The organism is Cellvibrio fontiphilus, assembly GCF_042646205.1.
Taxonomy (GTDB): domain Bacteria; phylum Pseudomonadota; class Gammaproteobacteria; order Pseudomonadales; family Cellvibrionaceae; genus Cellvibrio; species Cellvibrio fontiphilus_A.
In genome coordinates, this window is record NZ_JBHRTF010000006.1 from 298,181 (window position 1) to 310,064 (window position 11,884).

The following is an 11,884-nucleotide window of genomic DNA, read 5'->3' on the forward strand; positions in this document are numbered from 1 at the left end:
CCGACCATGTATGCAAGCCTATGGCTTATCCATGTGTATACACAGGCTATCAGTTTGACAGCCGATAATAATGATAACGAGGCAAGTAAAATGACATCACGCAATGCCATGTTAGTGGCGGCGAGACTATTCGCTGCCGTCAGTATTTCCCAATACAGTTACGCCGATTGGTTTTTCCGTGGCACACCCAATAATTGGGCCGCTACGGCCATGACACAAACTTCTGCCACCAGTTTTGAAACCTGCCAGCTGTTTGGTGCAGGCGACAGCAACGGCGCGCCGCGTTTTAAAATTGATCGCTACGGCAACTGGGCGCAAAGTTTTCCCGCGACCGATTATGTGGTGAACGCCAACACCCGTTACAAAATTTCGTTTAATACCACCAACAACAGCATTAGCGCGCAAGTGGTCAGCAGTTGCGACCAGAGTGGATTCAGCAAGGTTTTTCCATCGCTCTATTTCCGCGGCACAGCCAATAACTGGGCGGCCACACCCATGACCTTGGTGGGCAACAATACCTGGCAATTAACGGTCAGCCTGGATGGTCAAACCAATCAGCGCTTCAAGTTCGATGTGTATGGCAATTGGGCGCAAAATTATGGCGACACCAATAGCGATAAAATTCTCGATCAATCTGGTGCCGATATTTATCAAACAGGCAGCGGCGATTACAAAATTACCGTCAACGACCAGACCCGTGCCTTCACACTGGAAAAACTCGCCTGCACGCAAAATTGCCCAGTGGCAGTATCTACGTTAGGTGCGGTTTACACGCCAGAAAAAACGATTTTTTCTATCTGGTCGCCAGACTCAGCCAACGTCAAGGTTAAGGTCAATGGCATTACGCACAACCTGCAAAAAGTGCCTGACTTTAACGGCTACACCAATGTGTATCAGGTGGCGGTGAATGGTGATTTGCGCCTTGCGGAATACAGCTTCCTCATCAACGGCACCGAAGTGCGCGACCCCTACGGCAAAATGATTAAGCCGCAAACCAATACCAATATCGTCATGGACACTAGTCGCACGCAATTAGCGGGTGGTTGGGCGCCGCGCCCCGCGTTAGTTGCGCGTGAAGATGCAATTATTTATGAAGTGCACGTGCGCGATTTCACCATCGACCCCAGCTCCGGTGTACTCACCAATAACCGCGGAAAATATTTGGGCATGGTGCAAGCAGGCACTGTATTAAATGGCACCAAAACCGGGCTGGATCACCTGAAAGAATTGGGTGTGACCCATGTGCAACTCTTGCCGGTGTATGACTATGCCACCTGCGATGGCCTGCCGGATTCCGACCCCTGTTACAACTGGGGCTACGACCCACGCAATTACAACGTGCCGGAAGAGCGCTATTCACAAACACCATTGGATTACGAAAACCGCATGCGCGAATTCAAAACCATGGTGAATGAATTTCACAAAGCTGGCATTCGCGTGATTATGGATGTGGTGTACAACCACACCTTTGCCAAAGAAATGTTTGAAACTATTTCGTCAAAATATTACACCGCGACCGATTTGTCCGGCACCGGCAATTCCATCGACGCCGATCAACCTATGGTGAGCCGTTTAATTCAGGATTCATTGGAATACTGGGTGGAGGAATATGGCATCGACGGTTTCCGTTTCGATTTGATTGGTATTTTTTCTTACGCCGAAGTGGAGAAGTGGGGGCGCCATTTAAATACTAAATTTGCGGATCGCAATTTGCTGCTCTACGGCGAGCCCTGGAACGGTTATGCCGGTGACTCCAAAGAAGGTCAGCGTGTGCGCTATGGCACCACCCGCTTTATGGTGGAGGAACATGTAGGCGTATTTAACGGAGCTTTCCGCGATGCCATTAAAGGCAATAACGATGGCACCAGCACCGCCTACATGTTTAATAATTTGAACCCTGCCGATGGTGGCTGGGCGATTTACGACGGCATGCGCGCATCGCCCTACAGCGCCAATGATTCGCGCAACGGCACTTGGTTCCGCAATTACAGCGCCGACCCGGAGCAGAGTATTAACTATATTTCTGCGCACGATAATTTCGGTTTGTGGGACAAGATTTATTTAAGCCTTGCCAGCAACGTGGTGCAAAATTCATCGCATCAAGTGCTGAGCCTGACACCACCGGCTAATTTGGGTTATGCCAAACGTGTGGCGAATTTTGGTATGGGCATAGTGTTCACCAGCCAAGGCATTCCCTTTGTACACGCCGGCGATGAATTTTTGCGCACCAAAACCAACAACGAGCAAATGCACATTGCCAGTGCGTGGAATTTTGGCGCCCACGGCGGCACGCACAATACTTACAACGCGCCCGATGGTTTTAATAGCATCAAATGGAACAACAAAATCAGTAACGCTGCGACCTTTAAATACTTCAAAGATCTCATCAATCTGCGCCGCAGCCACGCCGGTTTGCGCATGACTACCAATGCTGAAATCGCCCAGTATTTGGCGGTGGCGCGCCCGGCAGAGTTTGGCGGAGAAGTGGTCACCGGGCACATCACCAGCCCGCGGGATAGCCATGATTTATTTATTGTGTACAACAGCGGCGCTAATCGCTTTGTGAATTTACCGGCAGGTGTGTGGGCGCAAGTCGCCAACACCACCGGCGCCACCAACCTGACTAACCTCAGCGCCATGGCGCAGGTGGAGGGCACCGCAGTGACGGTATTCCGCAAGCCGCGTTAGCCGGTGGGTTAAGTGTTTTTTTACTAACACTAAAACCAATACCTATACCAACACATCTGAAACCCCGACATAGCTCGGGGTTTTTTATTATTTTTTTTAAGAATATTAAAAACTACGTAACCTTATTAAAAGTTGTTTGAAATCATTGAAACCTGAAAAGAGTTTGCCTCCGCTGGTTTGTCTACTAGTATCTCTCAAGTGACAATAGTTATTGTCTTGCTTGTTATTTTGCTGCGCATTTTTGGTGCAGTGAACGTTTTCAGGGAGTTGTTATGTCCAGTCTTTTTGCGCCAGCGGTCAAGTTGGCAAATACCATGTCGTTTTCCAACAAGTTGCTCACCATAGTCTTAATATTTCTGGTGCCATTTTTGTGGTTACTGCATCTGCAGTGGTCGCAAAGTAGCCGCGTATTAGTGTCGGCAGAGCGAACCCAGACTGGAGTCGATTTGATCCTGGCCGTTAAACCTATTGCTTTGGGTTTTGCACAACATCGCGGCTTAATGGCGCAGTATTTGTCTGGTGCCAATGACAAGGCTGCAGCCTTGCAGGCGTTAGAGCAGTCTCTGGATCAGAATCTTGCCGGTATTATTAAGCGCATTAATGAAACAACGGAGTTTAAAACCGAGCTGGGCAATATAGAGCAAGCCTGGCGCAGCCTGAAATTATCCAGCATCGAAAAAGATGCGGCCAAAAGTTTTACTGCTCACACCGGTTTAATTGCGCGGGTGCATGCAGAAATGACTTTGTTGGTGGATTATTTTGATATTGAACTGCAATCCACACGCGACAATTATTATCTTTCACAATTAACCCTGTTCCAGATTCCCGAATTGCAAGAATTGCTCGGGCAGTTGCGTGGCCGTGGTGCGGGTGCGTTAACTGATCAGCAGGTAACCGCCGAAGAGCGTGCAACTTTGGTAGGGCTGCATTTTGGTATGCAGCGCACCCTGGCCGATTTTGAGCAACAAATACAATTGCTGAATCAGAACCGCGACCTTGCCAATCACTTTTCCGCTGCGGTAGAAAAATTCAAAACGGCAATTTCCCAGCTCGATAATCTGCTACTGCAGGATGCACTTGCGATTGTCCCCCCGCGTGTTACCAACACGGTATTTTTCTCCCAGGCGACGGCCGCGATTGATGCGCTTGCAGCGGTTGATGCCCTGGCCAGCGAAGAGTTACTGGCAAGTGCTTCACTGGCGCGCGATCAGGCGGAAAATACCCGTCTTTTATTATTGGCAGTGGCCTTGGCCTGTATTGCCCTGGGCTGTTATGTCGCTATGGGGATTCTCACGGCCTTGAATCATAGTGTGCATTCAGTCAACAACCTTACCCAGCAACTAAAAAACGGTAATTTTTCCCAAACGCTCGCGGTTCACAGCCGGGATGTTATCGGCGAGGTGGCACATAACCTGGCGGCGATGGTGGGGCAGGTGGCGCACTTGATTAACAACATCCAAAGCTCTGCGGATCAGGTCAATAAATTGTCGGTAGAGTTACAAGCCGTTACCGATGAAACCAAAGGTGAGTTGGATCAGCAGAATAATCAAACCCAGCAGTCTGCATCGGCGGCAACAGAAATGGCGGCAACGGTACGCGAAGTAGCGCGCACCTGTGTAGAAGCCAGTTCTGCCACCGATGTTGCACGGGATACAGCGCTGGAAGGGCGCACGCGCGTGAATGAGGCGATTGCAGCCATTAATCGTTTGGGCAGTGATGTCGGCGATGCAAAAATGATTATCACCGAGTTGCAGGGTGATGTTGCTGATATCAGCGCTGTGCTGGAGGTGATTCGCAGTATCGCCGAGCAAACTAATTTACTGGCATTAAATGCAGCCATTGAAGCCGCGCGCGCCGGAGAGCAGGGCAGAGGTTTTGCCGTGGTGGCGGATGAGGTGCGTTCATTGGCAAAACGTACCCAGGATTCCACCGCCGAAATTCGGGGTGTTATTGAAAAGCTGCAGCAACGGGCAAGTAAAGCGGTGAATATTATTTTGCAGAGTTTTGAAGGAGCGCAGAATTCAGTGCAAAGTGCGGCCAGCGCGGGTGAGTCGCTGCAACAAATTGTGCAAAGCGTAGAAATGCTGCGCGATTTAAATACCCAAATTGCAACAGCGGCCGAGCAGCAAGCGGCCGTTGCGGAACAAATGTCGCGCAGCACACGCGAGCTTGGCGACTCCTCTGAAAATATCCTGGATCAGGTACAAAAAACCTTGGGGTACAGTTTGAATTTGCGGCAAGGCGCGGATCGCTTGTTGGAAAACACCCTGCAATTTAAAATCTGAATAGCGTGATTTGCATTATTCAGTTGAAGCGGGGTTTGTTTGAACACAATCGTAGTCAGCTTGTTTATTTCTGCCGAGGAATTCCAGCGGCTGTACCAAGGCAGTGCCAAAACCGTTCATGCGCAAAGTGTGGATGGGCGCAGTATCCGTTTTCCGGCCGCTATACTGCGGCCGTTTGTGCTACATAACGGCGTGAGCGGTATCTTTCAAATCAACTTTGATGAGCAAAATCGCTTTCAATCCATCCAGCGGTTGGGCTAATCCCGACAGACAAATACCGGCTTTTGGGGTGATTTGAGGGGCGTAATCCAGTATCCTTGCGGCCTGTTTTTAATCTCCCTTGAATCTCCTTATTGATCCGCCAAGAGCCTGCCATGTATCAGCAAATTCGCGATGTGCTTTTCCGCTTCGACGCCGAAACTTCCCATGAACTCAGTCTGGATATGCTTGGTGCTGCCGAGCGTTTACGCCTGCTTGGGCTTTTTACTGCCAAGGTGCCAAGTAATCCGGTACAGGTGATGGGCCTCACATTTGATAACCCCGTGGGTTTGGCCGCAGGCTTGGACAAAAACGGCGATTACTTCAACGCGCTGGGCGCTCTGGGCTTTGGTTTTGTGGAGATTGGCACTATTACCCCGCGCCCGCAGCCGGGCAACCCCTTGCCTCGCTTGTTCCGCATTCCTGAAGCTCAGGCCATCATCAATCGCATGGGTTTTAACAATAAGGGTGTGGATCACTTGGTAGAACAGGTGAAAAAGCGCCGCTACAAAGGCATTTTGGGCATTAACATCGGCAAAAACGCGGTGACGCCGGTAGAAAATGCAGTTGACGATTACCTGATCTGCTTGCGCAAGGTCTATGACTACGCCGATTACATCACCGTCAACATTTCCTCGCCCAATACCCCTGGCCTGCGCAATTTACAGTTTGGCGATTCGCTGTCGCAACTCCTGGCGCCGCTCAAAAAAGCGCAGGCTGAATTGCATAGAGCGACCGGCCGCTATGTGCCGATTGCGGTAAAAATCGCACCTGACATGGATGAAAGCGAGATCCACCAGGTTGCTGGTGTGTTGCTGCAAGAGGGTATGGACGGCGTGATTGCCACCAATACCACCATCACCCGTGTGGGCGTAGAAGAATACGAAAACGGCAATGAGGCAGGTGGTTTAAGTGGTTTGCCGGTGCGCGACAAAAGCACTTATGTAGTAAAAACCCTGAATGCGTGTTTGGGCGGTAAGTTGCCCATCATCGGCGTTGGTGGGATTTTGGATGGTGCCAGTGCGGCCGATAAAATTCGCGCGGGCGCCAGCCTGGTGCAGGTGTATAGCGGGTTTATTTACGAAGGTCCGGCACTGGTCGCACGAGCAGCAGGAGGTATCGCCAGTTACCAAAAGGGTTTGTAATTTCTGGTGGTTATAGAAACAGCGAAGCCCGCAGTAGCGGGCTTATTCATTGGACATGATTGATAAATAATTAATCGGTCTGTTGAGTGTACTCAGTGTTAGTGGAGTACTAAATAAGTGGTTGCCAAGGTAGGTTTAACCACTCATGGACATGGGTTGAATGTTGCTGACTTTTTGAACCTGTGCCAAACGGCTGTAGCCATCCCATTGATCGATGCGCGATTCGCGCCAGCCACTCAGCCATTGTTGGCGAGCTTGGCCAGTTTCATGGGGGCAGAGACTTTTTGAACGCCCATCAATACCTGCTTGATACCCTTTTACAAATGCGCGTTCTGTTTGGTCACGTTTTTGACGTTTCATCAGTAATAGCACCTCTAAGTTGTGGATTATCGATAGATAAATTTATCGACGAAAGCGGTGTTGCGGTCTTTCACTTGCCGGTATGACTGTTTCTTGGGTTCTCCTTGGAATTGACAGGTTTGGTGAGTACACCAGATTTAACCTGAACCGTGAACGATTAAATTTTTATACATAGGCCGTTCTATATGGCATATCGGCCTAGCAAATGTATTTGACAACTTAATGACAAACACCTTGTTTTAGTCAGGTGGCATTCATAAAAGTTCACTCTGGCACAAAAGTTCATCCTGGAAGCATTAATGACTTATCAATACTTCGCCACTTGCCCCAAAGGGCTGGAAGGCTTGCTCTACACCGAACTGCAAACCCTGGGCGCCCAAGAGCTGCGCGAGACAGTGGCAGGCATCTATTTCTCGGGTGAGATAGAAACCGCCTACCGGGTCTGCCTCTGGTCGCGCCTTGCCAACAAGGTGCTGCTGCCCTTGGCCAGTTTTGAGGCCAACAGCCAGGAGGAACTGTACGACGGTGTGCGCGAGCTGCGCTGGGAGGAGCATCTGAGCCCCAGCGGCAGTTTGCTGGTAGATTTCATCGGCACTAACGATGGCATCCGCAATACCCAATTCGGCGCCCTGAAGGTGAAGGATGCCATTGTGGACTGCCTGCGCGACTTCAGCGGCGAGCGCCCCTCGGTCGCCAAACGCGACCCGGATCTGCGCGTCAATGTGCGCCTTGCCAAGAGCAAAGTGATTGTCAGTATCGACCTGTCGGGCGACAGCCTGCACCGCCGTGGTTATCGCATCAAACAGGGCAGTGCACCCATGAAGGAGAACCTTGCCGCCGGCATTTTGATGCGCGCCGGCTGGACGGAGATTGCCGCGCAAGGTGGCGCACTGCTCGACCCTATGTGTGGTTCGGGCACCATCTTGATTGAAGCAGCGTTAATCGCGGCGGATATTGCCCCCGGTTTACTGCGCGGCAGCTTTGGTTTTGAGCGCTGGCTCAATCACCGCAGCGATATCTGGTTGGAGCTGCGCGATGAAGCCTTTGCACGCAAAAAAGCCGGCCTCGCGCGGGACAATCTGCCGGAAATTCGCGGTTACGATGCCGATATTAAAGTGATCCGCGCCGCAGAGGAAAATATTGTCAGCGCCGAGTTGGATCACTGGCTGCGTGTCAGCCGCAAAGAATTAAAAGATTTTGTAAAACCCACCCACAACCACGCCATGGAATTTGGTTTGGTACTGAGCAACCCGCCTTACGGCGAGCGCTTGGGGGAAATCGAATCGCTCAAATTACTTTACGCCCACTTGGGTGAGCGTTTGCGTAATGAATTCCAAGGTTGGCGCGCCGGTGTTTTTACCGGTAACCCGGAGCTGGGCAAACAAATGGGTTTGCGCGCGGATAAAAAATACAAATTTTTTAACGGCACTATCGCCAGCGAATTGCTGATATTCTCTATTAACGCCGATGCCTTTGTGCAAAGCCGCGTAGAGCAAGACGCCCGCTTCAGTAAAGATGCCGAGGTGCGCGAACAAGCCGAGGCCAAGGTAAAAGTTGAAAACAAAAAAGAGCAGGCCGCCGCACTGACTAATGGTGCGCAGATGCTGGTTAACCGCCTGCAAAAAAATATGAAACAACTGGAAAAATGGGCGAAGAAAAACAACATCAGTTGTTATCGTTTATACGATGCCGATATGCCGGAATATGCCGCGGCGATTGATATTTATCGCGGCCAGACCCAACCTAATCGCGCACCGCAGTTGTATGCCCATGTGCAGGAATACGCTGCCCCTAAATCCATTGATGAAGAAAAAGCAGCAGCGCGTTTTGCAGAAATTGAAATGGCCGTGCCCTTTGCGCTGGATATTCCCGCAGCGAACATCAGCTACAAACAGCGCCGGCGCAATAAAGGTACCAGCCAGTATGAAAAGCTGAGTGAGCGCCCCACCGGCGACCTGTTCAGTGTGCAGGAGGGCGCTGCCAAGCTGCACATTAATATGTGGCAGTATTTGGATACCGGTTTGTTTTTGGATCACCGCCCGGTGCGCCTCATGATTGCCGATATGGCTAAAGACCAGCGCTTTTTGAATTTATTCTGTTACACCGCTACCGCCAGTGTGCATGCTGCTATGGCAGGTGCGCGTTATACGGTGAGTGTGGATATGTCCAACACTTACCTCAACTGGGCGCGCAAAAATTTTGCGTTAAATGGTTTGAGTGAATCGCGCAACCGTTTGGAGCAGGCCGACTGTTTAAAATGGTTGGAGCAGAACGATCAACAGTTTGATCTTATATTGCTCGACCCACCGAGCTTCTCCAATTCCAAACGCATGGAAGATGTGCTGGACGTACAGCGTGATCATGTGAGCATGATTAACCATGCTATGCGCTCGCTGGCAGAAGGCGGTACTTTGATTTTCTCCAACAACCTGCGCAGTTTTAAATTGGACAGCGACGCACTGGCGAATTTCACTATTGAAGATATTAGTGCGCGCACGATTGATGAGGATTTCAAACGCAATGGCAAAATCCACCAGTGCTGGCTGATTCGACACTAAACCCCCAACCATGAGCAGGCTTATGCGCTACCTGAATGCCAGTGTTTTTATAATGATGCTGCTCAGTAGTGGCGCAGATGCTAATCAATTTTGTTTTGCGGCGGCAGAAACTTATTACGAGCAGGTCTACTGCCAGTTACAAGCCAAGGCGCAAACCAAACAGCTGCCGCCGTTTCATCAATTTAAAAAAAATAATGAACAGGTGCAGTTCTCGTTGCTAAAACGCCCGGCGCAGCGCAATGGGATTGCTTTGGTTGCACCCAGTAAAAAATCGCCTGCTGTACCGGCGGCACAAGCAGCAACGGCGCCGGTGGATGCAACCAGTGTTAGCCCTTCCCATTCAGCGCCAAGGCCGTTGCATACCAGTGAACCTGCGCGTGCCACACTGCGTAATACTGTTCAAGCGAATGCAGCGGACCAGTGCGAGCTACGGCAGTCTGAACTGGTATGTGGGCAAGTCAGTTATCGCTTAACCGGTAATCGTGCCAATCACCGTTTAACCCCGGGCGTGTTAACTGCAGCGAATAAAATGGAATTGCCCGCATCAACTGGTCGCGCCTATGACTTGGCCGCAGCTTACCAACAGTACATCGCCAAGATGTGTGAAATTGGACTCTGTGGAGTGACCATGAGTTATCGCAAGTTCGCCTTTCTTTATCAAGATTTACAAACCAAAGGCTTGGATTTCGCCCAGCGCTTTGAAACCATGTTTGGGTTTTTAAAACAAGATAAAGCCGCCATGGCGGTGAGTGAAGCGATCAACTCGCCTGCTGGCTTGAGCGCTGAATATTGTTCCGTCTTGGGTGAACTTTATTATGTGTGTGATTACCAAGGTAAAAACCTTGTGTTTGTAAGACGCTAAATTCCGGCGTGAAACTTAAAGGCGTTACACCGAGGGCGCTATGCTGATCAAACAACCCAGTGATATTCCATCCTCCGAGATTACCCCCGAAGCAATTTACAAGGCGCGCCGTGAATTTATGCGCGGTGCCATGAGTGTAGCTGCGCTGGGTATTGGCATGTCAGCCGCGCCGCGTGTTTTAGCGGAGCCTGCGCATGTGGCAGAGGCCGAGGTCAAAGGCCCGGATTGGCTCAAGCAACAAATTGCCAGCGCCAAGGCAGCTCAAACCCAGCTGACGGAGTCGCTCACTCCCTACGAGCATGTCACTGGCTACAACAATTTTTACGAGTTTGGTTACAACAAAACCGATCCCGCTGCGAATGCCCACACGCTGACCGCGCACCCCTGGACGGTGGAAATTGCTGGTGAAGTTGCCAAGCCCGGTACTTATACCTTGGAGGATTTATTAAAAGGTGTGGCCTTGGAGGAGCGCGTGTATCGCCTGCGCTGTGTGGAGGCTTGGTCGATGGTAGTGCCTTGGATAGGTTTTTCGCTGGCAGATTTAATCAAGCGTGTAGAGCCAACCGGCAACGCAAAATTTGTTGCCTTCACCACACTTGAGCGACCTTCAGAAATGCCGGAACAAAAAAGTCGCTTCAGCACCATCGATTGGCCCTATCGCGAAGGCTTGCGCATGGACGAAGCCATGCACCCACTCACCACGCTGGCGGTAGGTTTATATGGCAAGGTTTTGCCCAATCAAAATGGTGCGCCGCTGCGTTTGGTGGTGCCTTGGAAGTACGGTTTTAAATACATTAAATCCATCGTAAAAATTGAATTCACGGAAAAACAACCCAAAACTACTTGGAGCATGTTGGCACCGGATGAATATGGATTTTATGCGAATGTAAATCCACAGGTGAGTCACCCGCGCTGGAGCCAGGCAGAGGAGCGGCGTTTGCCGAGTGGTCTGCTAAAACCCAACATTATTCCCACCCAATTGTTTAATGGTTATGCGGAGCAGGTGGCGCACCTGTATAAAGGCATGGATTTGCGTAAATTTTATTGAGGCCAAAACTAATGCCTGTTGTGTGGCGCCGCTTGGTTATTTTTTTCTGCTCGCTGATTCCCTTGGCGTTTATTGTTTATCAAACGCTCACTCAACAACTCGGCGCCGACCCCGCCAGCACCATCGTATTATTTACGGGCGAATGGGCGCTGTATTTTTTATTTATCACCCTGGCGGTAACGCCGCTGCGCCGTTTAATTAAATTCCGCTACTTACAATTTCGCTGGCTGCAAGCCCATCGCCGCATGCTGGGTTTGTTCGCTTTGTTTTATGCGCTGCTCCATATGACTGCTTTTTTGGTGTTTATTCTTGGTTTGGATGTGTCGCGCTTTGCGAAAGAATTAGTCGAGCGACCTTATATTCTGGTCACACTGCCGGCGATTGTTTTGCTTATTGCCTTGGGCATTACTTCTACCCAGCGCATGATGCGGCGCATGGGTGCCAACTGGATGCGTCTGCACAAGTCCATCTATCTCATCGCCATATTGGGCTGGATTCATGTATTAATGCAGGTGCGCTCCAGTTATTTTGAGGCGACGGTTTTGGGTGTGGTGTTGTTACTGGTTTTATTGCCGCGCTGCTATTGGGCGCTGCAGCAAAAATAATCTTTCGCGAATGAGGTGTAGGTGTTTATGGTGTGATGAATGGTGTGTTTTGAATTGAGTAATCCAGGTGTTAAG

General features: G+C 50.4%; 9 protein-coding genes. 8 read left to right on the plus strand and 1 reads right to left on the minus strand.

Translation table 11 applies throughout. The features are described 5' to 3' along the window. Positions 1-90 precede the first annotated feature (90 nt). The 4 genes from ACFODX_RS15135 to ACFODX_RS15150 all read left to right on the plus strand — a co-directional run bounded on the left by ACFODX_RS15135 (position 91) and on the right by ACFODX_RS15150 (position 6,376). Positions 91-2,688, plus strand: coding sequence for an alpha-amylase family glycosyl hydrolase (locus ACFODX_RS15135; protein WP_378120651.1), 2,598 nt, complete (start codon positions 91-93; stop codon positions 2,686-2,688). 272 nt (positions 2,689-2,960) lie between these two features. Next, on the plus strand, positions 2,961-4,973 hold the full coding sequence (locus ACFODX_RS15140) for a methyl-accepting chemotaxis protein (RefSeq protein WP_378120653.1): 2,013 nt from the start codon (positions 2,961-2,963) through the stop codon (positions 4,971-4,973). A 39-nt stretch (positions 4,974-5,012) separates the two neighbouring features. Beyond that, positions 5,013-5,234 carry a DUF2835 domain-containing protein gene (locus ACFODX_RS15145; RefSeq protein ID WP_378120655.1) on the plus strand — a complete coding sequence of 74 codons (222 nt, stop codon included), beginning with the start codon at positions 5,013-5,015 and terminating at the stop codon, positions 5,232-5,234. A gap of 113 nt (positions 5,235-5,347) precedes the next feature. Next, complete coding sequence (locus ACFODX_RS15150; RefSeq protein ID WP_378120657.1) at positions 5,348-6,376, plus strand: quinone-dependent dihydroorotate dehydrogenase; 1,029 nt, start codon at positions 5,348-5,350, stop codon at positions 6,374-6,376. 135 nt (positions 6,377-6,511) lie between these two features. On the opposite strand, the gene rmf is transcribed toward ACFODX_RS15150, so the two are convergent. After that, positions 6,512-6,736: a ribosome modulation factor gene (gene rmf, locus ACFODX_RS15155; protein WP_324258706.1), complete on the minus strand. Its 225-nt coding sequence runs from the start codon at positions 6,734-6,736 to the stop codon at positions 6,512-6,514. A gap of 299 nt (positions 6,737-7,035) precedes the next feature. On the opposite strand from rmf, the gene rlmKL reads away from it, so the two are divergent. The 4 genes from rlmKL to ACFODX_RS15175 are packed head-to-tail and all read left to right on the plus strand — an operon-like array spanning position 7,036 to position 11,809. Further along, complete coding sequence (gene rlmKL / locus ACFODX_RS15160; RefSeq protein ID WP_378120660.1) at positions 7,036-9,294, plus strand: bifunctional 23S rRNA (guanine(2069)-N(7))-methyltransferase RlmK/23S rRNA (guanine(2445)-N(2))-methyltransferase RlmL; 2,259 nt, start codon at positions 7,036-7,038, stop codon at positions 9,292-9,294. A 10-nt stretch (positions 9,295-9,304) separates the two neighbouring features. Then, on the plus strand, positions 9,305-10,156 hold the full coding sequence (locus tag ACFODX_RS15165; protein ID WP_378120662.1) for a hypothetical protein: 852 nt from the start codon (positions 9,305-9,307) through the stop codon (positions 10,154-10,156). Positions 10,157-10,196: 40 nt separating this feature from the next. Next, positions 10,197-11,204: a protein-methionine-sulfoxide reductase catalytic subunit MsrP gene (msrP, locus tag ACFODX_RS15170; protein ID WP_378120664.1), complete on the plus strand. Its 1,008-nt coding sequence runs from the start codon at positions 10,197-10,199 to the stop codon at positions 11,202-11,204. An 11-nt stretch (positions 11,205-11,215) separates the two neighbouring features. Continuing rightward, a complete protein-coding gene (locus ACFODX_RS15175) occupies positions 11,216-11,809 on the plus strand; it encodes a protein-methionine-sulfoxide reductase heme-binding subunit MsrQ (RefSeq protein WP_378120666.1) in 594 nt (197 codons plus the stop codon). Positions 11,810-11,884: the final 75 nt, after the last annotated feature.